This is a genomic window from Nocardiopsis sp. FR4 (genome assembly GCF_009830945.1).
Lineage (GTDB): Bacteria > Actinomycetota > Actinomycetes > Streptosporangiales > Streptosporangiaceae > Nocardiopsis.
In genome coordinates this window covers 41,533-64,461 of record NZ_VWVV01000010.1, presented here as the reverse complement: position 1 = coordinate 64,461, position 22,929 = coordinate 41,533, and the positions used below count along the sequence as shown (strand labels likewise).

Sequence of the window (22,929 nt, the reverse complement as noted above, 5' to 3'; positions counted from 1 at the left end):
GCTCAGCTCCATACGGCCACCGCCGCGTACACGCCGCGCCGCGCCCAGTCCCCGGCCCCGCCGGGCGCGCGCACCCGTACCAGGCCGGTCTCGCCCGCCCAGCGCGCCAGGGCCGCGGTCACCGGGGCGGTCCGCGTCGCCGCCGGGGCCACGCGCCCGTCCCTCCCCGCCGCCTGGGCACCGGCCACGGCGCGGAGCAGGGCCTCCCGTACCGCCGCGTCGGCGTCGGGGGCCGCGCTGGCGCCCAGCAGCGCCCCGTCCGGGCCGTGGACGGCGACCCGCCACAGGCCGGTGCCGTCCCACTCCTGCCAGCGCGACCGCGCGTCCACCCCGAAGCGCAGGGTCAGCGCGGCCCACATCCTGCGCGCGGGCGCCGACATCGGCTCCGGCGGGTCCGCGTCCTTCCATCCGGCGGGGTCGGCCGTCACCAGGCCGCCGACCGCCTCGCCGACGGCGGCCTCCGGGGTCAGCCCCAGCCCGAGTCCGAGGGGGCCCTCCGGCGCGGCCGCGCCTTCGCCACGAGGCCAGGCGACCGTGTGCAGCGCGGCGAGCAGCGCGTCCAGCCGGGCCTCCGCCGTGGTGGTCCCGGCGCCCAGCACCGGGGAGCGCTCCACCCGCGCCAGCCCCACCGGCAGCTGTTCCAGGTCCTCCGGGCGCGGCTCGCCGACCGGGCCGAACACCCGGTCCCACAGGTGCGCCACCGCGTCCAGCCGGTCGGGCACCTCCCCGGGCGGCTCCGCCGCCGGGGCCAGCGGCGCCCCGGCCTCCGGGTCCAGCACCGGCAGGGCGACGAACGGGTGCGGTTCGCTGACCAGCTCGTCCGTGGTCACCATGAACTCCGGGTCGGCCGGGGGCGGCGTCCCGTCCACCACCTGGGCCACCCGCGCCACCAGGGCCAGCGCCAGCTGCGCGGCCACGAGGGAGCGGACGATCCCCGCGGCGGGCTCCTCCCCGGTCCCGTCGGCGACCCCGCCCTCTTCAAGGGAGGAGAACCAGTCCCGCACCCGTTCCACCAGCTCCGGGTCGGCGGACGCGTTCCGCGGCCCCGACACCCACACCCCGTGCCCCGAGGCGACCAGGTGCAGTGCCTCCCCGTGGCCGGGCACGGACAGGCGCGTGGTCAGCAGCGCCCCGGTCGCGGGCCCGGTGTCGGCGCTCACCTCACGGAAACCGGCGCGGCCCAGCGCACGGCGCACCTCGGCCTCCAGCAGCGGGCAGGAGGAGCGGATCCGCACGCCGCTCCCCGCGAGCGCCCGCAGCGCCGCGTAGGGCCGTGCGGTCAGCGACTCCAGGTGCGGGTAGGCGACCCGCTCGGCCTCCGACAGCGCGTGCTCCTCCTCCACCTCCCGCAGGAAGGAGTGCTCCTCCAGCTGGTCCAGGACGCCCTCCAGGAAGGGCCGCCCCCGGGCCGGGAACCGCTCGGTCAGGGCCTGCCGGGTGTACCCGGCCCGCAGCGCGGGCTCCAGGGCCCGCCACACGGCCTCGGCCCGCGCGCCCCGCACCACCACGGCGGTCGCGCCCATGCTCAGGGCCACCCCCTCCTCGGCCAGGGAGCGGGCGCGGACGGAACTCTTCAGCCGCCACGCGGCGGCGGGTTCAGACATCGCCCCTCCACGGCAGGGTCGGCCGCAGCCCCGGGTCCTCGCTCTGGTGGTCGACCACGCGGCGCACGGTCTCCTCCCAGGTCTCGCCCACCACCTCCTGGGCGGCCTCCGTGAACAGGTAGGCCAGCGAGTACCGCTGGATCGGCGACACCCCCATGACCGGCAGCAGGTCGAAGAAGCAGTTGATGAGGAACCGGAACGCCGCGAACCCGTACCCGTCGCCGAGCCGGGTGAAGTCCAGCTTGCGGAACTCGTTGTGGTAGTCGCTGTAGGAGCGCTCGTCGGAGCCGCTCCACCGCACCCGCGTCTCCTCGTCGAAGCGGGCCGCCGCGTCCTGCCGTTCCGGGTGCGGGAACGGCAGGATGTGCTCCCCGCGCGCCAGCTCCACCGCCTCGGGCAGCCACCGCCGCGTCCACTCCAGCCAGGACAGGGCCAGGGGGTCGTCCGTGGTCCCCTCGTGGACCGCCCGCAGCGCCCCCACCAGGTCCTCGCGCTGGGCGGCGTAGGACTCGGCGAGCCGCGCCTGTGCGCTCCCGTCGCGGTCCGTCCAGTGGAAGTACTCCTTCCAGTGCGACAGGAACGCCTGGTAGCCCGAGCGCAGGCCCCACCCGGGGTAGCAGGAGGCGATCGCGCCCATCCCGGCGAACACGTTGCCCGTCGCGTTCCGGCCGCCGATCTGGCCGGCCACCCGGGGGAGGCCGTCGGCCAGCACCCGGCCCTTGAGCGCCACCGCCTCGCGCCCGCGCAGGAACGTGTCCACCGGGTCGCCCTCCAGCCGTCGGAGGGAGTTGTCCGGCTCCAGCGGTTCGTAGGGCGGTTCCACCAGCTCCAGACGGCCGATCCGACGGGAGAACGACGCGTACTGCTGGCGGTCGATCGGGTAGGCGGACGGGCTGCGCGCCAGGAAGCCCCGCACGCGCTCCTCAGCGTCGCGCATCACCTCCTCCACCGCGTCGCCCCGGCCGTCCGCGTAGAGGACGCAGTGCGGGCCCAGCCGCCAGTGCAGGTGGAGCCACGCCGCGGTCACGCCCTCGCGCCGCCCGGCGGCCAGGGCCTCGGGCACGAGGCACTCGCCCAGGAGCGCGCTCTTGTCCTTGTCGTAGTAGGTCACTCGGAGTCCGAGGGTCACGGAACCAGCCTCACTTCGCCTGGGGGATCGGGCACCGGAGGAACGGGGGAGGGGACGGTGGACAGTTCGAGGAACACCTCCGTGGCGTGCCGGCCGCGCGGTCCGCTCAGACCGCTCCGCGCCGGGGACGGCAGGAACTCCTCCGCGAACAGCGTCGGGCCCAAGTGGGCCAACCGCTTGGCCGCGGTCATCGTGTGCAGCCTGCTCAGGAAGTCCACGTGCTGGGGCTTGGGCGCCATGGCCCGCTCCATCGGGCCCATCCGCGCGCCCTGGAGCGGACGCAGGAACACCTGGTCGGGCATCCCGCGCAGGGTCCGCTCGACGTTGACCCGCCGGTGCAGCGCGCTCGGCGCCTCCCCGGGGCGGGCGGCCAGCGCCGCGGCGTCCAGGGCCCAGCGCCGGCGCAGGAGCACCACGTCCCCGAAGCGGATCCGCGGGGTCGGACCCGGCGCCCGGCGTTCGGACCGGCCCTCCTCCCAGCGCCGGTGCAGGTCCATCACGGTGTCGCTGAACGAGAAGAACGGCGAGTCGGCGACCATCGCCACGAGCATCTCGTCGTAGGGCAGCGCGTGCGGCACCAGGAACCCCGTGTACACCGGGTCGACCTCCCGGGAGCCGCGTACGAGCCGCAGCCCCGACGGCGTGTGCACCAGGTCCAGGTCGCCGGTGGAGGGGCCGGGGGCCAGCACGGGCTCGTCGCGCAGCGCCAGCTCCTCGGGGGCCAGCAGCGGCGACAGGTTGGCGTTGAACCCCAGCGCCGACCGCATGTGCACGGTGTCCGCGTCCGGCGGGCCCAGCCGCCGCACGTGGGCGGACACCCGGTCGCGCACCTCGTCGGGAAGCGCGGACAGGAACCGGCTGAAGTACCGGGCGCGCCCCCCGTACAGGTGGTTGAGCACGAGCCTTCCCCGGTCCGGCTGGCCGAACACGGCGAAGGAGCGGCGCGCCGCGAACTCCCGCTCCGGCAGCAGCGCGGCGACCTCCGCCACCACCGCCGGGTCCACCTCGACCTCCTCGTCCTCCCGCCGGGAGAGCTCGTTGAGGTGGCCGACCGCGCGGGCCCGGGCGGCCAGCAGGCGGGTCAGGCCATCGTCCGCCTCCCGGGTGTCGCCCGCCATCAGGCGCTGGGTCAGGGGGAAGGCCGCGCGGGCGTGCCCGGCGAACTCGTCCAGGTCGGTGCACCGGCCGCCCCGGCCGTAGCGGGACACGAACACGCTCTCCAGAGCGCCCGCCAGCACCCGCTGGTCGTCCAGGGCGAACAGCAGCGGCACGAGTCCGCGCAGGTCGGCGGTCCACCGCCGGGTCCACTCGCGCGGCACCGGGGCGCCGCGCGAGACGTGGCAGTCCTCCACCAGGGGGGAGGACGTGACGCCGCCGGTCGGCGCCCGGGGCGGCTCCGCGTTCCCCGCCTCGCCCCCGTTCCGGTCCCCCTCGTCCCCCGGCCCGCCGGGGGCGGCGGACGCCCCGGCGGCCGGGGCCAGGGCGGCCGACCACAGGCGCTGCAGGTGCAGCACCGCCTCCGACCGCTCCTCCCCCGTCGCCTCGCCGAACTCCGCGAGGATCCCGCTGGTGGCCTCCAGGGCCGCGGCCACCCGGGAGGCGGCCTCGCCGGGCAGGGAACGGGCCAGCTCGTGCCAGCGTTCGGCGAAGTCCGGGGACTGCTCGGCGGCCGGGGCCCACGGCACCAGGACACCCGCGCCGATCATCCTGTCCAGCACGGCCAGGGCGTCGGCGGGGTCCCGGCCGAGGTCGGTCGCCAGCCCGTCGCGCAGCGCGGCCAGGCGCACGGGCCGCGCGGCACGGCGTTCCAGCGCCGCGACCAGGGGCTCCCACGCCCCGGTGAGCGGGAGGCGCACCTCCTCCTCGCCGAAGGCCTCCGCGCGCAGCCCCGGCGCGGGCGGCACCCACCGGCGGCGGCGCACCAGCAGCCGGTCGCCCTCGCGGCGGGCCCCGCCGGTGAGCACCCACTCCATCTCCATGCGCGCCTCCGGGTCGGAGGCCAGGGCGCGCCCCGCCTGCCGGACCAGCAGGCGGCGCAGGTCGGCGCGGGCGGTGAACCGCAGCGGCTCGCCGTCGCGGGTGGCCGACGACGGCTGCTCCACGTCGTCGAAGTGCACGCCCGTGTAGAGCGAGTACGGGCTGACCTTCACGGTGGAGCGCGAGTGGTAGCGCACCAGGGACGGTTCGGCCTTGCGCATCCTCTTGTCCGGCGGCCCGTCGGCGGCCGCCCGGGCCGCCACCGCCCGGTGCAGGTCCGGGCTGGACATCGCCGTGCTCCGGCCGGTCCCGGGGTCCCGGGCCCACGCGGCGAGCACGGCCCGCTCGTCGGCCAGGGCCGCCTCGTGCGCGGCGTCGAGCGCCTCGGCGGCCTCACGGGTGCGCCCCCAGCTCTCCACCCACGCGCCGAGCGCGCCGATCCGCCACGTGACCGGGTGCCCGGCCAGTGCCGCCCGCGGCGGGCGGCGGTTGTACACGTCGCGTTTGGCGGTCAGCGCGGTGCGCCGGTGCTCCTCGTCCTCCAGGTCGGGGGCGGCCGCGTGCAGGGCGTCGAGCAGGCGCTCGCGCAACCGTTCGCGGTACGCCTCCTCCTCGGCCAGGACGCGCACCCGCTCCCGGTCCAGGTCCGCGTCCGCGCCGCGCAGCGGCAGGTAGGGGTACAGGTTCACGCGGGAGACCAGGTAGGGGCCCTCCACGCACTCGAAGGAAGGCAGGCTCAACCCTTGCCCTCCGACCCCTTGCGCCGGGCCGAGCCGAAGCCGCGCGGCTCGCGCTCGGAGGCCCAGCGGAACCAGCGCAGCGCCGCCGCCGTGCCCAGCACGGACCAGGCGAGCAGGAGCCACACCGACGGCCAGTCCCAGGCGGGGCCGGACTCGGCCAGGGAACCCTGGAGGAGGACGGTCAGGGGGCGGCCGGGCAGCAGGTCCACGACCGCCTGGACGGTCTCGCCCAGGGGCAGGACCACGAACCCGCCCGCGAGGAAGGCCGCGGGGAAGAAGATGCCGTTGACCATCGGCACGGCGGCGTCGGCGTTGGGAGGCAGCAGCGACACGGCGGCGCCCAGAGGGGCCATGCACACGAAGCCGAGCAGCAGTGCCAGCAGCAGCTGCGGCACGCGCGCCGGGTCCAGGGTCACGCCCATGCCGAGCAGGCCGATCGCGGCGACGACCGCCAGCACGATCACCGCCGTGAGCAGGGTGTTGGCCAGGTAGGCCCCCATCACCGTCGCCGGGCTGACCGGGGTGGTGCGGAAGCGCTTGAACAGGCCGTGGTGGCGGCGGATGGCCAGGCCGATGGCGACGTTGGCGAAGGCCACCGACATCAGCGCGAATCCGAGCACCCCGCCGAAGCTCAGGTTGGCCTGGGTGATCTCGTACTCGCCGACCGCGCGGACCGCGTCGGCCTGGGAGCGGAACGCGAGCCCGAAGCCCACGTAGAACATCACCGGCATCAGGACGATGAAGGCCAGGGTGATGGGGGAGCGCCAGAACTCCTTCAGCTCCCCGTCCACGTGCAGGAGGAAGCTGCGGACCGGGCTCGGGGCCCGTACGGTCTGGGTGGTGGTCATTCGGCCTTCCCCGTCTCCAGCATCGCGATGTAGGCGTCGTCCAGGCTCGGCGGGACGATCGTCAGCCCGCTGATCTCGGTCCTCTCCCGCGCGGCCCACTCCTGGACCTCGCGCACGACCCCGTCCTGGTCTGCGGTGCGGATGCGCACCCGGCCGTTGACCAGCGAGGCCCCCTCGGGCAGGCGCTCGGCGGCCACGCCGGGGTCGGCGAACTCCACCACGGTCAGGGCGGCCGAGCCGCGGACCAGCTCCTCGGGGGTGCCCGACGCGATGAACACGCCGTCGCGGATGACGTCCACCCGGTCGGCCAGCTCCTGGACCTCGGTGAGGTCGTGCGAGGTCAGGACCACGGTGGTGCCGCTCTCGCGCAGTCCGGCGACGAGGGCGCGGATGCGGCGGCGCGACACAGGGTCCAGGCCGGTGGTGGGCTCGTCCAGGAAGAGCAGCTCGGGGCGGCCGGTGAGCGCCAGGGCCAGGTCCAGGCGGCGGCGCATACCGTCGGACAGCGACCTGACCAGCGCGGACCGCTTCTCCACGAGGTCGACCTGGGCGAGGACCTCATCGGGGTCCAGGGGGTCGGGGTAGTAGGAGGCGTGGCGGCGCAGGATGTCGCGCACCGACAGGCCCGGTTCCAGCATGGTCTGCTGCAGGACGACGCTCACGCGCCTGCGCAGCAGTGCGAAGTCCCGGCGGTTGCCAGGGTCGAGCCCGAGGACGGACAGCTGACCCGAGGTGCGTCCCCGGTGTCCCTCCAGGATCTCGATCAGCGTGGTCTTGCCCGCTCCGTTGGGGCCGAGCAGGGCGGCGATCTGCCCGGCGGGCACCTGGTAGGAGACGCCGTGGAGCACCGTCCCCTTCCCGTAGTCCTTGGTGATGTCGGTGGCGTGGATGGCGTGCACGTGCGGCCCTCGTGGTTCGTCGGGGGGTGGAGCGTGGGGGCGGCCCCGCCCTGTGAGGGGGCCGCCCCGGCGGTGCCGTCCGGGCGCGGGAGGCGGGGCTCAGCGGCGCCCGGTCACGGGACGGAGCGGTCCCGTGCGGGGCACCGTCAGCCGCAGGAACCGGAGGAGCAGCAGCTGCTGGAGCCGCAGCAGGACGTGGAGGTGCAGCTGCTGGATCCGCTTGTGGCGCCGGTTTCGGGGACCGCGACGGCCTCGCGGACGCTCATGACCTCCATGTCGTCGAAGTCCAGGTCGGGCAGGTCGATCGCGGGGGATTCCTGCATAGCCATGACAACACCTTCTTCTGGTTCAGGGGATGTACGCGCCTTCACGCGGGCACGCGAAAACAGTTCACGCTTTGATCGGTGCCGTTGCGTGAATTGTTGGAAAGAGGGTTTGGATGAGGTTTTCAGGGGGATGAAGCAGGGTCTGCCTCAGCCGCAGGAGCCGCCCGAGCAGCAGCTGCTGGAGCCGCAGCAGGACGTGGAGGTGCAGCTGCTGGATCCGCTTGTGGCACCGGTTTCCGGTACCGCCACGGCCTCGCGGACGCTCATGACCTCCATGTCGTCGAAATCCAGCTCCGGCAGGTCGATGTCGGGTGCCATCGAATGGGGCATGTGTGCCTCTTCGCTCGTTGGTTTCATGCTGGTTCCCCCGGGCGGGAAGAAAATAACATGCGCCGAACGAGGTCGATAGAGGTTGTATTGATACTTTTCTCAGCTGTGGCCGCCAGTTACGCCCCGCGTTACACGGACGCCTTCGGGAACGGGGCCCGGGGCGGCACGCGGGACCGCGGAGCGGCGGTGGGCCGCCGCTCCGCAGGACGGCGGCCCACCGGGCGGACCGGGGACGCGGCCTCACCCCTCCCGGGTCCGCTCGATCGCGCCGCTGATCTCGCCCACGCGGTCGGCGAGCAGCCCCATCGCGCCGATGGCCCCGGTCACCGGGTCGTCCTCGGCGCCGCCCAGCGCACGGCTCCGGCGGAAGGCCGCCCGGACCTCCGCCCAGCGGGCCTCCTGCTCGGGGGTCATCACCCCGCGCAGCTCCGCGAGCTTGAGCAGGTTCGCCTCCGCGCCCGAGGCCAGGGTCTGCGCCTCGCCCAGGTAGTGGTCGTCGATCACGGCCTCCACCTCGGCGTCGTTCATGACCGGCACGATTCTCTCCGCCATCCGGTTCATGTTCCGGTACGAGCCCTGCAGCTGGAACGGCGGCTCGGTGCGCGCGTCCTCCGACTGCGCGGCCGAGGCGATGTAGGCCTGGTTGTTGGCCAGCACCACCTCCTGCACCCGCAGCAGCTTGCGCAGCACCGACACGATCCGCTCCACCTCGGCCGCCGAGTAGGGGTGGGCGAGCCGGTCCGTGCCCGCCGAGTCGTCCCCCCGGGCCATGCGCACGAACAGGTACACGTCCTCCCGGTCCCGGGTGGACAGCGGCGCCAGGGTCGGGTTCGAGGTGAGCGCGTTCTCGACGTAGCTCAGCGCGAACAGCTCCTCCTTCCCCGAGAGCACGTCACCCAGGTTGTACACGTCGGCCCGGTTGGCCAGCATGTCCGGGATCCGGAACCGCTTGCCCCGCTCGGTGTAGGGGTTTCCGGCCATGCACACCGCGAACCGCTTGCCCCGCAGGTCGTAGGTCCGGGTGCGCCCGTTCCACACGCCCTCCATGCGGCGCTGGCCGTCGCACAGGGAGATGAACTTCTGGAGCAGCTCGGGGTTCGTGTGCTGGATGTCGTCCAGGTACAGCATCGTGTTGCTCCCCGCCTCCAGGGCGAAGGAGATCTTCTCGACCTCCTGCCGGGAGGTGGCGTCCGGCGCCTCGGCGGGGTCCAGAGAGGTCACCGCGTGCCCCAGCGCTGGCCCGTTGACCTTCACGAACACCAGCCCCAGGCGGCTGGCCACGTACTCCATGAGCGTGGTCTTGCCGTACCCGGGCGGGGAGATGAGCAGCAGCCCGCTCTGGTCGGTGCGCTTGCCGTCCCCGGCCGCGCTCAGCTGCTTGGCCAGGTTGTCGCCGATCAGCGGCAGGTAGGCCTCGTCCAGCAGCCGGTTGCGCACGAAGCCGCTCATCACCTTGGGCCGGTACTCCTCCAGCCGCAGGCGCTCGCGCTCGGCGGCCACCAGCGCGTTGCGCCGCCGCTGGAAGTCCCGGTAGGCGGGCACGTCCTCCAGCCGGAACCGGCGGGTGCGCGCCAGGAACTCGTCCAGGCGCAGCTCCAGCGACCGTTCGCGCACGCGCGGGTGCGATCCCAGCAGCCCCTCCACCCTCGCGCTCACCGCCGCCGAGGACTCGTACCGGTCCAGGGCGCCTCCGGTCAGCTCGATCGCCGCGGCCTCGGGCAGGTCCCCCGGGTCCACGTCCTCCAGGGTGGTCGCGAACGCCTCCAACCAGGCCGCCACCAGCTGGTGGCGCGCCGGAAGGTCCCCGTCCAGGGCGCGCAGGTCCTCCTCGAAGGCCTTGCGCGTGGTCTCCCGGGCACTGCCCAGGGCGCGGTGGAACCGGTCCAGCAGCGCGCGCGCCCCCGAACCGGACACGAAGCCCCGCCCGCCGGGCCTCCGCTCGGCGATCTCCTCGAACAGGTACTCGCCGACCAGGTCCAGGTCGGCGTCCTGGTGTAGACCGGTCCCGATGAGGAACCCGTCCACCCCGGCGGCCAGCTCCGCGCGCAGCCCGTCCACAGCCGAGGAGCCGCGCACCCCGAACACCTCACGGGCCCGCGCCAGCGAGCCCGCCCGGGTGCTCCACGCCGAGCGCTGCTCCTTGGTGGTGCCGAAGGCCCAGAACAGCTGGGCCGCCGCCCGCGTCCCGCCCGGGTAGCGCAGCAGCCCGGCACCGGTGCGCAGCCGCAGCAGCGCCGACAGGATCCGCGCGGCGTCGTGGTCGTGCACGCCCCGCTCGTAGCCCTCGTCGTAGCGGGACTCGGCGACCCCGCGCACGAGCGCCAGCAGGGAGGACCCGTCCTCGGCGCCCACCTCCGCCTCGCGCAGGCGCTCCGGGGTCAGCCCCTCCGCGCCCTCCTCGGCCGCGGCCAGCACCGACGCCGCCAGGTACTCGGCCCGGTACACCCGCGGGCTCTCCGACACCAGCACCCGGTCCCACAGGCGGCGGGTGCCCTCGAACCCCTCGTCGGTGACCGGGGCCCGGAAGTCGGTGCCGGTGACGGCCACCGACATCCGACCGCCGTGCGGGGTCAGGGTCAGGTCGATCGGCTGCGTGTTGACCGCGAACCGGTGCCTGCCCAGGCGGATCGTCTCGCCGCCCTCGCCGCCCTCGAACAGGTCGGCGCGGTCCCGCAGGGCCCGCCCCGCCTCCTGCCGGGCGGCCAGGATCTGGCCCTCCAGCTCCTCGGCCCGGACGGTGTCGCCGAGCTCGCGCATCTCCTCGACGGTCCGGCGCAGCCGCACCACCATCGCGTCCGAGGCGAAGTAGGTGTTGACGTCCTCCAGGGCGCCGAGCGCGGCGACCCGCCGGTGCACGCCCTCCAGCACGCGCGCGGCCGAGGAGGCCAGGCGGTCGGCCCGCCGCGCCCGCTCGCCCACCAGCCCCTGCTTGCGGGTGGAGAAGGCCTCGTAGACGTCCTCGCGCTTGTCCGCCAGCTCCGAGAGGAAGTCGTCGAACTCGGCGAAGCGCGACTCCAGGTTCTCCAGCTGGAGCATGATCCGCCCCAGCTGCTCGTCGCACCGCTCCGGGGTGTCGGCGGCGGCCAGCGCCCCCGTGATCGCCTGCCCGAGCAGGGCGAACTCGGCCGCGAACTCCGTCCGGCCCTCCCGGGCCAGCAGTTCCCGGCGCCGGGTCTCCAGCGTGGCGCGGGCCCGGTTGACCCCGGCCAGCACCTCGCTGATCCGCTCCAGGACCCGGGTGCGCACCCGGGCGTCCCCGATGTCCAGCGAACCCACGACCTCGGTGACCGCCTGCAGGCCCTCGGCCCGCTCGGCGACCCGCTCGCCGATCGCCGCCGCGGCGCTGACCGCCCCTATGCCCTCGGCGTCCGCGACCAGGCGTTCCACCTCGGCGTGGTAGCCGTCGAAGGCGTCGTCGCGCTCCAGGAACGCCACCGTGCGGCGTCCAGAAAGGCACCCATGCACTCCTCCAGCCGGGGTGAGGACCCGGAACCGCACCGGGCGGCCCCGGGAGCGGAACCGCCACCGGTGATCGTGGCCCGGGTCCCCCGCCCCTAGGTCCCGTGGAATCTGCGGCACGACAATAACAGACCGTGCTCGGACAGGGTGAAGACGTCCACGAATTCTGTTTCTCTATTGTTTCCCGGCTGCTCGCCTTCGCATGTGAACCGGCCTATCGCCGCGACCGTGTCACCCCCTGAGACCATCTTGAATATGGAATGCCGCCCCAGTGTGTAGGAGGACCGCTCCATCAGGGCCGAGACCTGGGCCGGGCCCCGGGAGACCGGCTGGCCGGGGTACCGGAAACGTGTCTCGGGGTCCAGCAGGGACGCGTACCCGTCCATGTCCGCGCGGTCGAGGTAGTGGTACGAGAGGCGGACGTGCTCCGCCCCGATCGTGGCGACGGCCTCACTGGGCGTGAGGTATGCCCCTCCGGTCTGGGAAAACATGGTGGAATCCTCCTGTGTTCTGGGAGCCCAGGGTGGGGCAGGGGGGAATCCGGCGGCTATCGCGCCGCTATCACCCATTAAAAGAAGCCCATTTGTGAACTCCATTCGCCCATTGCCTGTGATATAAGTCGCCTGTGGGGTGAGCCCTCCTGTCTTTGTAATGAAAATGGGGTGTCACGATAAGTACGCGCCATGGCACTGAGTGCGAGAATGGAGCTGTTCATTTTCGGCTGCTGGGGCCGGTCGAGGTGCACGTCGACCAGGGGCCGGTCCGCGTGCCGCCGGGCCGCCAGCAGGTCGTTCTGGCCGCGTTGCTGCTGCAGCTCAACCGGGTGGTGTCCACCGACTACCTGGTGGACGCGGTCTGGGCACACGAGCCCCCCGAGACCGCGCGGACCCAGGTGCAGATCTGCGTGTCCCGGTTGCGCCGTCTCCTGGGCCCCACAGGTGCGGTCATCGACACCCGGCCGCCCGGCTACGTGCTCCGGGTCGACCCCGAGGCCGTCGACCTCCACCTCTTCCACGCGGCGGTGCGCGACGCCGAGATCCTGGTGCGGGAGGGTCGTGCGGAGGACGCCTCCTCCCGACTGCGTGAGGGGGTCGGGCTCTGGAGGGGGTCGGCGCTCTCGGGAGTCGACGCCGACGTGCTCCGGAGCAAGGCCGTCCGGCTGGACGAGGACCGGGTGGACGCGATCGAGTCCTACCTGGACATCGACCTGGCGCTGGGCCGCCACGCCCGGCTGGTCGGGGAGATCCCCTCCCTCGTGGAGCGGTACCCGCTGCGCGAACGGTTGCGGGCGCAGCTCATGCTCGCCCTGTACCGGTCGGGCCGCCAGGCCGAGGCGCTCCGGGTCTACCGGGCCGGACGCGATCTGTTCATCGACGAACTGGGCCTGGAGCCGGGAGCGGAGCTGCGCTCCCTGGAGACCGGCATCCTCAACGCCGACCCGTCGCTGGACCTCCCGGGGAGGGACACCCCCCTGCCCGGAACGGCCGCGGCCGAGCACGACCGTCCGGAGCGGTCGGCCCCGGCTCCGGCCGCGGCGCCCGCGCACACCACGGCGCTCTTCCAGCTGCCCACGTCCGCGGCGGACTTCGTGGGCCGTCCCGACTCCGTGGCCGCCATCACCGACACCCTGCTCACCGACACCGAGAAGGTCGGTATAGCGGTGCTGCTGGGACGCCCCGGCGTCGGCAAGAGCGCCACCGCCGTGCACACCGCGCACCTTCTGGCCGACGAGCACTTCCCCGACGGACAGCTCTACTGCGACCTGCGCGGAACACAGGAGGCACCGCTGGCCCCGTTGAGCGTGCTGGGTCGGTTCCTGCGCGCGTTCGGGGTGCCCGGGCAGGCCGTCCCCGACGACCTGGACGAACGGGCGGCGATGTACCGGGGCCTGATGGCGTCGCGGCGGATCCTCCTGGTCCTCGACGACGCCGCGACGGAGGCCCAGGTGGCGCCGCTGATCCCCGCGGGGAGCGGGTGCGGTGTCCTGATCACCTCTCGGGCGCGGTTGACCGGCCTGCCCGGAGCCCGCCGCATCGACCTCGGCATCCTCGACGACGCGGCCGCCGTGGCGCTGCTGTCCCGGGTGGTCGGCGCCGACCGCGTGGAGCGCGAACCCGAGGCGGCGCGCGTCCTGGTCCGTGCGGTGGGGCGCCTCCCCCTGGCCCTGCGGATCGTGGCGGCCCGTCTGGCGGCCCGGCCGCACTGGACGCTGGCGGCGATGGTGACACGGCTGTCCGACGAGCGCCACCGGCTCGACGAGCTGGCGCACGGCGACATGACGGTCCGGGCCAGCCTGTCGCTGACCTACGACGGTCTGGACGGGGACGCCGCGCGCGTCTTCGGCCTGCTGGGGGCGGTGGAGGGACCGACCGTCCCGGCGTGGGCGGCCGGAGCCCTGCTGGGCGACGACCGGCCCTTCCCCGCCGACCTGTCCGAGCCGTTGGTCGACGCGCACATGCTCGACGCCACCGGGATCGACCCCGCGGGCGAACCGGTGTACCGCTTCCACGATTTAGTGCGCGAATACGCCCGGGAGAAGGCCCGTGCGGACGGACTCCACAACCGGGACGAGGTCCGGCGGCTGGTCGGGGGGTGGCTGTACCTGCTGGACGAAGCCAACAAGCGGATACTCGGCACCAACCTGCTCCGGGTCCGGGGCGATGGTGCGCGCTGGCGTCCTCCGGGGGCCTACACCGACCGGCTGCTGGCCAACCCCCATCAGTGGATCGACCGCGAGCGGGCCAACCTGCTGGCCGCCATCACCCAGGCCGCGCGTGCCGGGCTGGACGAGGAGTGCTGGGAGCTGACCTCGCAGTTCTGCGTGTACGCGGAGAGACGGGGCTATTTCGACGAGTTCGGAGAGGTCCTGGGAGTGGCCTCCAGGGCTGTCCGGGACGCGGGCAACCGGCGCGGAACGGCGGCCATGGACTTCGCGACCTCCCTGCTGATGAGCAACGACCGCAGGGCCGAGGAGGCCGAGGCGGCGCTGGCCGCGTCGTTCGCCGGGTTCACCGAGGTCGGCGAACGGTTCGGCCAGGGACTGTGCCGGGCCTGGATGGCCGACGCGGCCTACGGACGCGGTGACGCGGAGTCCGCACGCGAGCTGTGCGAGACCGCTCTGGAAGATTTCGCGGGGACGGGGGAATCCAGTGCCATGTGGCGTCCGCTGATCCTCCTGGGGCGCATGGGCGTCGAGGTGGGCGAGCACGGTGAGGGGACGGTGTTCCTGGAGCGTGCGCTGCGGTGCACGGAGGAGTCGGGTGATCCCCGGGCCCAGGCCCAGGTGCTGTACCAGATGGCCAGGCGCGACATGGCGCGGGCCGAGTACGCGAGCGCGCGCGGGCGGTTCCACGGCGCCTTGGAACGCATCGCCCATCCGGGTGACCCGGTCGGTGAGGCGCTGCTCAGGTTCGGCCTCGGCCGGGCCCAGGCGGAGCTGGGGGAGCCGGGCCCGGCACGTGCGTCGATGGAGCGGGCGATGGAGCTGTGGGAGCGGTTGGGCGACCGGGACGGCGTCGACCAGGTCCGGTTCGCCCTCGACGCGCTGGTGGTCCGCACCGATCCGGCCTTCGCCGGGCACGGACGCCGGGGAGCCTGATCCGGAACCGCGCACCCGGCTACTTGGGCCAGTTGCCGCTGTCGGTGCACACGAGGGGCGCCTCGCAGGGGAGGGGCGGCTTGCTGCCGTCCCCGTCGTCGGCCAGGGCGGGGGAGGACGCCAGGGAGGCGAGGGTGAAGGCGGCGGCGACGGTCAGGATCACGGTGCGGACCCGCATGGGAACCTCCTGTTGTGGTGGGCCTCTCGTCGAGGTGCGTCCACACCGTAGAAATCGCTCCTGTCCCGGCTTTATCGCCGTACTATCGCGATCCGGTCGGGCCCGGGATAGCGGTTCCGCCGGAGGCCGGGCCCGCCCCCGGCCGCGCCGGCGGCCACCGCCTCCCCGCGCACCTGTTCAGGGCGCTCCCGCTCCGCCCGGGGGGAGCCCGGCGGGGTGCCCCCGGTGCCGGTAGCCCGGGCAATACGCCTGGGATAGCCGTGTCCCCGATGGTGGTGCTCCGTCCGAGAGAGCGCCGTGAAAGGTCGTCGTGGAACATGGAATCCCAGGAAGAACCGCAGTCCTTCGGCCACCTACTCCTCAGGTACCGCCTCAGAGCTGAGCTGACCCAGCAGGAGCTGGCCGACTTCTCCACCATCAGCGTTCGCGCGATCCGGGACCTGGAGCACGGCCGCGCACGCCAGCCGCGCAGGGACACCGTACGCCTGCTCGCCGACGGGCTCCACCTCAACGACCGCGACCGCGTCTGTCTGGAGGACGCGGCCGGCAGGAGACCGGGCCGGTCCCGGCTCAGGGCGGGGCGGTCCGGATCGGCCACCGCGCCACCCGTCCCCCGCACGCCGCTCATCGGCCGACACGGCGAACTGCGTTCCCTCACCGAGGGCCTGTCCGCCACCGCGCACAGGATCACCGCCCTCGTCGGCGCTCCGGGGACGGGCAAGAGCCGTTTGGCGGTCGAGGCAGCGGTGCGCCTGCACCGCGAACTCGACCTGCCCGTCCTGTGGACCACCGCCTCCTCCCACGGTTTCCTCGCCCACGAACCCGACCGGAGCGCCGTCGACCTGCCCGGGCCCGTCGTCGACGCCCTCTACGGCACCGGAGAGGACACCGGGCCCCTGGACGCCCTGGCGGACTCCGTGGGCGACGAGCCCGTCCTGCTGGTCCTGGACGACCCGCGCCCGGGCCCCCTGTCCCCGCAGCCGGTAGCGGACCTGCTGTCCGTATGCCCCAACCTGCGCATCCTCGCCACGTCCCGCGGCTCCCACGGGCTCGCGGACGAGCGGGTCTTCCTCCTGGACCCCCCGCCGACCGGGGACGCCGTCGAGATCCTGCGCGCCAGCATGGACGAGACCGCCCCCCTGGCCGCACCGAACGGGGCGGACGACGGCGTGCTCGCCCGGATCTGCGGCCTGGTCGACCACCTCCCCGGCGCGCTCGCGGCTGTCTCCACCTGGTCCGCCGTGTACGACACGGCCACCCTCCTGTCCTGCCTGGGGGAGGACCCGCTCCCCCTGCTGGCCCCGCTCTCCGGGACGGGTGCCGACATCGGCGACGGGTTCTCCCTCGCGCTGCGGCAGAACCCGCCCGAACAGACCGCGATCCTGCGTCTGCTGTGCGAGTCCCCCCTCGGGGAGACCGCCGCCGGAATCGCCCAGGCCACGGGTCTGTCCCTCACCGACTGCGGCCGCGCCCTGGCCTCGCTCATCACCCGGGGCCTCGTCCACCGGGACCGCGAGGCCACCGACTCCCGCTTCCGGGCCTTCCGCCTGGTCAGCGTGCTGTGCGCGTCCACGACCTCCCCCACCGAGCACATGGAGTTCGCCTCATGAGTGACACAGGACGCCTGCCCCGGGGACTGCGCCCCGGTACCCGCAGGATGCTCTTCGAGAGCGGCCCCGCCGACGTCGGCGCCGAACTCTCCCTCATCAGCGAGGTCGACCTCGCCCACCTGGTCATGCTGGTACGGCAGGGGCTGATCGACAGGGAACGGGCGGCCGCGCTCACCGGGACGATCACCGATCTGCGCGCCGACGGCTTCTCCGCGCTGCGAGGCATGCCCCGGCCGCGCGGTCTCTACCTGGCCTACGAGGAGCACCTCAGCCGTGTCCTGGGACCCGGGGTCGGGGGCGCCCTGCACACCGGCCGCTCGCGCAACGACCTCAACGCGACCACCTCGGCCATGCGCCTCCGCGGCTGGTCCCTGGGCTTCCTGGAGGAGGCCGTCCGCCTCAACGCGGTGCTGCTCAGCCGGGCCAGGGCCCACCAGCACACGGTGATGCCCGTCTACACGCACTTCCAGGCCGCCATGCCCCTCACCTACGGCCACTACCTGCTGGGGGTGGCCGAGGCCCTGGGGCGGGACGTCGACGCCGTGCTCCACGCGAGCCGCGGGCTGGACCGCTGCCCCCTGGGGGCGGGGGCCGTCGCCGGAACCGACCTTCCCATCGACCCAGGGACCACCGCCGACCTGCTGGGGTTCCGGCAACCCGCCCGGCACGCCGTCGACGCCGTGGCCAGCCGGGACACGCACCTGGGCCTCCTGGCGGCGGTCGCCGGGCTGGGTGTCACGCTGAGCAGGCTCGGCACCGACCTCCAGCTGTGGAGCACCGCGGAGTTCGACCTCGTGCACATGCCCGACCACCTGGTTGGGGGCAGCTCGGCGATGCCGCAGAAACGCAACGCCTTCGTCCTCGAACACCTCAAGGCCAAGGCGGGAGGGGCCATCGGCGCGTGGACGTCGGCCGCCTCGATGGTCAAGTCCACGCCCTTCACCAACTGCATCGAGGTGGGCACCGAGGCGGTGGGCGCCTGCCAGCCCGGGCTCGACGCCGTGGCCGACGCGGTACGCCTGGCCCAGGTTCTGGTGAGCGGAGCCAGGCCCGTCCCGGAGCGCATGCGCGCGCGTGCGGTCGAGGGCTTCACCACGGCGACGGCGGTCGCCAACCACCTGGTCAGGGAGGGGGTGGCGTTCCGCACCGCGCACCACGCCGTGGGCGCGTCGGTGCGCCGGGCCCTGGAAGCGGGGCACACCCGGCTGGAGGAGGTGGCCGTCGACGGGGAGCGTCACGCCGTTCCCGGCCACCTCGCCTCCCCCGCCGCCGCCGCGCGCGCCACCCGTGCCGGGGGAGGCCCCGGGGCCTTCGCCGACACCTTCGTCAGGGCCCGCGAGGATCTGCGCCGCCGCGCGGACGAACGCGCCCGGACCGCCGCGCGGGCGGACGACGCGCGCACCCGGCTGGACCGGGCGGTCCGCGAACTCGCCGCCCCCGTGGCGGCCTGACCGCCCCCGCCGCGCCCCGGCGCCGCCCCCGCGGGCGCCGGCCCAGACACCACGATCCCGAGGAGTATCCCCCATGGTCCGCCGACACACCCCGCCCCACCTGGTCTTCGTGGAGAGCAACACCACCGGCTCCGGCCGTCTCTTCTGCGCGCGGGCCCGAGACCGAGGACTGCGACCCCTCCTCGTCTCCAGGGACCCCGAACGCTACCCCTACGTCTCCGAGGACGGCGTCCCCGCGGTGGTCGCCGACACCAGCGACCCCGGCACCGTGCTGCGCGTCTGCCGCGGGCTCGAAGGCCCGGTGGCGGGAGTGACGTCCAGCTCCGAGTACTTCGCGTCCACGGCGGCGTCGGTCGCGCGCGGCCTGGGACTGCCGTCCCCCGACGCCGCCGCGGTGGCCCGCTGCCGGGACAAGGCCGCCCAGCGCCGGACCCTGGCCCGGGCGGGCGTCCCCGTTCCCGCCTTCCACGAGGTGCGGAGCGTCGACCAGGGCGTCTCCCTCGCCTCCGGCCTGGGCCGCACCGTCGTGGTCAAACCGGTCCTCGGCTCCGGTTCCGACGGCGTGCGCGCCTGCCGTGGCCCCGGTGAGGTCGCCGAGGCACTGGGCGCCCTGCTCGGTGAGGGGTCCGGACGGGCGGATCGCGCCCTGGTCGAGGAGTACATGGAAGGGCCGGAGTTCTCCGTCGAGACCTTCGACGACCGGGTCGTGGGGGTCACCGCCAAACACCTGGGCGAGCCGCCCCGCTTCCTGGAGACCGGTCACGACCACCCCGCACCGCTGCCCGCCGACCTGGAGTCGGCCGTGGCCGGCGTCGCCCTGGCGGCACTGGAGGCCCTGGGCCTGGGGTGGGGACCTGCCCACGTCGAGCTGCGCGTGACCGCCTCCGGACCCAGGATCGTCGAGGTCAACCCCCGCCTGGCCGGGGGGATGATCCCCGCCCTGGTCGAGGCCGCCACCGGAGTGGACCTGATCGCGGCCACTGTCGCCCGCGTGCTCGGGGAGCCCCCGGACCTCGCCCCCACGCGGTCGGACAGCGCGGCCATCCGTTTCCTGTTCGCCGCCCGCTCCGGCACCGTCACACTCGCGACCACGGAGGAGGCCCGCCGGTCGCCCGGGGTGGCACGGGCGGACGTCACCGTCCCGGAGGGGCGGCGCCTGACGGTCACACACACCTTCCGCGACCGCATCGGCCACGTCGTCGCGGCCGCCCCGACCCCGGCGGAGGCCGGGAGGCGGGCCGAACGGGCGCTCGGACTGCTGGGGGTCCTCATCACCCCGGAGGAGGAGGTCACGGTCCCCGCCGACTAGGGCGTGGGCCCGCGGAGCACGCCGCTAGGTGCCGCCGTTTCTTCCGCTTTTTCTTCCGGTCCTCCGAAGCGTTCACGGGATACGTTTCTCACGCCCGACGACAAACGTCACCTGCGAATTGCCTGGCGGTATCCCATGAGGTCCATCCCCAAAGGCGCGTCTCCGGTGGACTCCGGACCCGTGACCGTACTTTCCGGTACATCCTCCGACTCACATACGTGGAACCTCGTCTTCCTCCAGTTGCTCCTGGAGGAGGCGGGGCACCGGGTCGCCAACATCGGCCCGTGCGTTCCGGACCGGCTCCTCGTCGAGGAGTGCCTGGCCCGGACGCCCGGGCTCGTCGTGGTGAGCAGTGTCAACGGACACGGGTACGACGACGGCCTCCGCGCGGTCAGGGAACTGCGGGCCCAGCCCGGACTCGCGCGCGTCCCGGCGGTGATCGGCGGCAAACTCGGCGTCAACGGCACCCTCGCGCCCGACCGGGTGCGGGATCTGCTCGACGCGGGTTTCGACGCGGTCTTCGCCGACGGTGACACGGAGGCCTTCACCTCCCACCTGTCCCGCTTCGGGCTCAGGGCGGCGTCATGAGCACCGCTCCCGGCCTTCGGGGCGACCGCTTCGGGGCCTTCGTGGCCGCCTCCCGCGACCGGGGAGAACTGGTCGTCCAGCCGCGCATGGGGTTCGGCGATCCAGGACGCATGCGCGCGGGGCTGGCCGCCACCCGCGCCGCGGACGCCACCGCGGTCGGCACGATCACCCTGGACAGCTACACCCGGGTGGGCGACCACAGAGCCGCGCGGGGGGCCGTCGCCCACGGAACCGACCTCAACGGCTACCCGATCGTCGCACGCTCCGCCGACCAGACCCGGGCCGTCCTGGACCGCCTGGAGGGGGAGGACTTCCCCGTGCAGGTCAGGCACGGTTCCGCCGTTCCCCAGGACATCTTCCGCGCCCTGTTGGATGTGGGACTGACGGCGAGCGAGGGCGGGCCGGTCTCCTACTGCCTCCCCTACGGGCGCACCCCGCTGAGCGAGTCGGTGGCCAACTGGCGGGAGGGCACCGAGATCCTCTCCGGGGCCGACGGAACCGGGCGGTCGCCCCACCTGGAGACCTTCGGCGGCTGCATGCTCGGCCAGCTGTGCCCTCCCGCCATGCTGGTGGCCATCAGCCTCCTCGAAGGCCTCTTCTTCGCCCAGCACGGGGTCCTCGGCGTCTCCCTCAGCTACGCCCAGCAGACGAGCCCCGAGCAGGACCGGGAGGCCGTCCGGGCGCTGCGGCGCCTGGCCTCGGAGTTCCTGCGGGGCGCCGAGTGGCACGTCGTCCTCTACGCCTACATGGGGCTCTACCCCCGGACGGCCGAGGGAGCGCGTTCGCTGCTCCGGCAGGCCGCGCGGACCGCGGTGGAGGCGGGCGCCGAACGCCTCATCGTCAAGACCGAGGCGGAGGCGCACCGGATCCCCACGATCGAGGAGAACGTACGGGCCCTGGAGGACGCGGCCCGCGCCGCTGAGGGAACCCGTCCCGTCGCGGGAGCGGATCCGGACAGCGAGACCTACACCGAGGCCCGTGCCCTGGTCGAGGCGGTGCTGGAGCACTCCGACGACGTCGGCACCGCACTGCTGCGGGCCTTCTCCCGGGGGCACCTCGACGTCCCCTTCTGCCTGCACCCCGACAACGCCGGACGGACGCGCTCCTTCATCGACGACGCCGGATACCTGCGCTGGGCGGACACCGGGGCGCTCCCCCTGCCGCCCGTGGCCCGCCGCTCCCGGGCCGACGCGGTGACCTCCTCCAGCCTGCTCTCCACCCTCTCCTACATGGAGCGCCGACACGACAGCCGGGCGGGACGACGTCCCGCACCAGGAAGAAACGGGTGAGCCCATGACCACGACGCCGACCACCGCCTACGGAAACGCCTTCACCGCGCACATGGTCCTGTCCACGTGGACCGAGCAGGACGGGTGGGGCGAACCGCGACTGACCCCGATGGGGGAGATCCCCATGCACCCGGCCATGGTGGGACTGCACTACGGGCAGGTCGTCTTCGAGGGGCTCAAGGCCTTCCGCGGCGAGGACGGCGCGCTCGCGCTCTTCCGGCCCGAGGAGAACGCCCGCCGCTTCCGGGCCTCGGCCCGCCGCCTGGCGATGCCCGAACTCCCCGACGAGCTCTTCCTCAGGGCGGTGGACGACCTCGTGGCCCGGGACGGCCACGTCCTCGGCGACGACGGCTCGCACAGCCTCTACCTGCGTCCCCTCATGTTCGCCAGCGAGCCCGACCTCATGCTCCGCCCGGCCCGCGAGTACACGTTCCTGCTCATCGCCTTCGTCACCGGCGGCCTCTTCGGCGACGCCGACGCCATCTCGGTCTGGGTCTGCCACGACCAGAGCCGCGCCATGCCCGGAGGGACCGGGGACGTCAAGTGCGCGGGCAACTACGCCCCCACCTACCTCGCCCAGAACCAGGCCGCGGAGCACGGCTGCCAACAGGTGGTCTGGCTCGACTCGGTGGAGCGCCGCTGGGTGGAGGAGGCCGGCGCCATGAGCCTGTTCTTCGTCCGGGGCGGCCCCGGCGACGCGCGGGTGGTCACCCCCGAACTCACCGGGACCGTCCTGCCCTCCGTCACCCGGGCCAGCCTCCTCGAACTCGCCGCCGACCTCGGACACCCCCCGGTGGTGGAGCGGGTCTCACTGGAGCAGTGGCGCAAGGAGTGCGAGTCGGGCGAGATGACCGAGGCGTTCTCCTGCGGCACCGCCGCGGTGGTCACCCCCATCGCCCGGGTTCGCGACCGGGGAGGCGACTGGGTGGTCGGGGACGGCGCTCCGGGCCCCGTCACGCGCGCCCTGCGCTCGGCACTCCTGGACCTTCAACGGGGGCGAACCCCCGACACCCGCGGCTGGATGCGTCCGGTCGCCCTCGGCTGACCCGGCCCCCGAGCCGCGTCCGCAGACACCACCCGCGCACACGATCCGAATCCCCGAAGGAGAACCCCCATGACCGTCGCCCACGACCTCAGCGTCCCCCGTACCGCAGATTCCTCCGAGCACCGGGACGCGGGGCCCGAGCTCCGGGAGACCGCTCCCGACCTGCGCGAACGGGTCCGCCAGGTGTACGCCCGGGTGGACTCCGGGGACATCGCCGGCCTCCTCGAACTCTTCAGTGAGGACGTCGTCTACGACCGCCCGGGCTATCCCCCCATCGTCGGCAGCCCGGCCCTGGAGCGCTTCTACCGCGGGATCCGGGTGATCCGCGAGGGCGTCCACACCCCCGACGCCATCGTGGCGGACGGGGACGGCGGGGTCGCGGTCCAGGGCAGCTTCAGGGGGGTGCTCAAGGACGGGAGGACCGTAGACCTGCGCTACGCGGACTTCTTCCGCGCCGCCCCCGACGGCCGCTTCCGGCGCCGCGACACCTATTTCTTCGCACCCATGGTGTGATTCCCGGCCGGCGGCGGGGCGGCGGACAACTGCCGG

Annotated in this window: 17 protein-coding genes and 1 pseudogene; 8 read left to right on the top strand and 10 right to left on the bottom strand. The window is 73.9% G+C overall.

The features are described 5' to 3' along the window. Positions 1-2: 2 nt before the first annotated feature. The 9 genes and pseudogenes from FYW95_RS11705 to FYW95_RS11665 all read right to left on the bottom strand — a co-directional run bounded on the left by FYW95_RS11705 (position 3) and on the right by FYW95_RS11665 (position 11,803). Positions 3-1,604, bottom strand: a complete 1,602-nt coding sequence (locus FYW95_RS11705; RefSeq protein ID WP_159944719.1) for a hypothetical protein — start codon at positions 1,602-1,604, stop codon at positions 3-5. Then, on the bottom strand, positions 1,597-2,733 hold the full coding sequence (locus FYW95_RS11700) for a hypothetical protein (RefSeq protein ID WP_159944718.1): 1,137 nt from the start codon (positions 2,731-2,733) through the stop codon (positions 1,597-1,599). The genes FYW95_RS11705 and FYW95_RS11700 overlap by 8 nt, the downstream gene beginning before the upstream one ends. Beyond that, positions 2,730-5,450, bottom strand: a complete 2,721-nt coding sequence (locus FYW95_RS11695) for a lantibiotic dehydratase (RefSeq protein WP_160050338.1) — start codon at positions 5,448-5,450, stop codon at positions 2,730-2,732. Before FYW95_RS11695 ends, FYW95_RS11700 begins: the two co-directional genes overlap by 4 nt. Further along, complete coding sequence (locus FYW95_RS11690) at positions 5,447-6,298, bottom strand: ABC transporter permease (RefSeq protein WP_159944716.1); 852 nt, start codon at positions 6,296-6,298, stop codon at positions 5,447-5,449. The genes FYW95_RS11695 and FYW95_RS11690 overlap by 4 nt, the downstream gene beginning before the upstream one ends. Then, positions 6,295-7,197 (bottom strand): ABC transporter ATP-binding protein, encoded by a 903-nt coding sequence (locus FYW95_RS11685; RefSeq protein WP_159944715.1) that lies wholly within the window; start codon positions 7,195-7,197, stop codon positions 6,295-6,297. Before FYW95_RS11685 ends, FYW95_RS11690 begins: the two co-directional genes overlap by 4 nt. 146 nt (positions 7,198-7,343) lie before the next feature. Next, on the bottom strand, positions 7,344-7,526 hold the full coding sequence (locus tag FYW95_RS11680) for a thiazolylpeptide-type bacteriocin (RefSeq protein WP_159944714.1): 183 nt from the start codon (positions 7,524-7,526) through the stop codon (positions 7,344-7,346). A gap of 144 nt (positions 7,527-7,670) precedes the next feature. Further along, positions 7,671-7,853 carry a thiazolylpeptide-type bacteriocin gene (locus tag FYW95_RS11675; protein ID WP_159944713.1) on the bottom strand — a complete coding sequence of 61 codons (183 nt, stop codon included), beginning with the start codon at positions 7,851-7,853 and terminating at the stop codon, positions 7,671-7,673. Between the two features lie 240 nt (positions 7,854-8,093). Next, a pseudogene (locus FYW95_RS11670) lies at positions 8,094-11,303 on the bottom strand (AAA family ATPase); the annotation flags it as partial. 104 nt (positions 11,304-11,407) lie between these two features. Further along, positions 11,408-11,803: a nuclear transport factor 2 family protein gene (locus tag FYW95_RS11665; RefSeq protein ID WP_159944712.1), complete on the bottom strand. Its 396-nt coding sequence runs from the start codon at positions 11,801-11,803 to the stop codon at positions 11,408-11,410. Between the two features lie 248 nt (positions 11,804-12,051). On the opposite strand from FYW95_RS11665, the gene FYW95_RS11660 reads away from it, so the two are divergent. Continuing rightward, positions 12,052-14,910, top strand: a complete 2,859-nt coding sequence (locus tag FYW95_RS11660; protein WP_236568014.1) for an AfsR/SARP family transcriptional regulator — start codon at positions 12,052-12,054, stop codon at positions 14,908-14,910. A 19-nt stretch (positions 14,911-14,929) separates the two neighbouring features. Here the strand turns inward: FYW95_RS11660 and FYW95_RS11655 are convergent, their stop codons facing one another. Then, positions 14,930-15,088 carry a hypothetical protein gene (locus tag FYW95_RS11655; protein WP_159944711.1) on the bottom strand — a complete coding sequence of 53 codons (159 nt, stop codon included), beginning with the start codon at positions 15,086-15,088 and terminating at the stop codon, positions 14,930-14,932. A 317-nt stretch (positions 15,089-15,405) separates the two neighbouring features. Here FYW95_RS11655 and FYW95_RS11650 point away from each other — a divergent pair, with 317 nt between their 5' ends. The 7 genes from FYW95_RS11650 to FYW95_RS11620 all read left to right on the top strand — a co-directional run bounded on the left by FYW95_RS11650 (position 15,406) and on the right by FYW95_RS11620 (position 22,893). Continuing rightward, positions 15,406-16,698 carry a helix-turn-helix domain-containing protein gene (locus tag FYW95_RS11650; RefSeq protein WP_159944710.1) on the top strand — a complete coding sequence of 431 codons (1,293 nt, stop codon included), beginning with the start codon at positions 15,406-15,408 and terminating at the stop codon, positions 16,696-16,698. Then, on the top strand, positions 16,695-18,149 hold the full coding sequence (gene argH, locus FYW95_RS11645; protein WP_159944709.1) for an argininosuccinate lyase: 1,455 nt from the start codon (positions 16,695-16,697) through the stop codon (positions 18,147-18,149). The genes FYW95_RS11650 and argH overlap by 4 nt, the downstream gene beginning before the upstream one ends. 73 nt (positions 18,150-18,222) lie before the next feature. Continuing rightward, the gene (locus FYW95_RS11640) at positions 18,223-19,458 is read left to right on the top strand and encodes an ATP-grasp domain-containing protein (protein WP_159944708.1); all 1,236 of its coding nucleotides are present in this window, start codon (positions 18,223-18,225) and stop codon (positions 19,456-19,458) included. Positions 19,459-19,638: 180 nt separating this feature from the next. Beyond that, complete coding sequence (locus FYW95_RS11635; RefSeq protein ID WP_236568013.1) at positions 19,639-20,046, top strand: cobalamin B12-binding domain-containing protein; 408 nt, start codon at positions 19,639-19,641, stop codon at positions 20,044-20,046. After that, entirely contained in the window at positions 20,043-21,335 is a 1,293-nt protein-coding gene (locus FYW95_RS11630) for a methylaspartate mutase (RefSeq protein WP_159944706.1), read from the top strand. Before FYW95_RS11635 ends, FYW95_RS11630 begins: the two co-directional genes overlap by 4 nt. A 4-nt stretch (positions 21,336-21,339) precedes the next feature. Further along, positions 21,340-22,380: a branched-chain amino acid aminotransferase gene (locus FYW95_RS11625; RefSeq protein ID WP_159944705.1), complete on the top strand. Its 1,041-nt coding sequence runs from the start codon at positions 21,340-21,342 to the stop codon at positions 22,378-22,380. A 69-nt stretch (positions 22,381-22,449) separates the two neighbouring features. Beyond that, positions 22,450-22,893: a nuclear transport factor 2 family protein gene (locus FYW95_RS11620; protein WP_159944704.1), complete on the top strand. Its 444-nt coding sequence runs from the start codon at positions 22,450-22,452 to the stop codon at positions 22,891-22,893. Positions 22,894-22,929 lie beyond the last annotated feature (36 nt).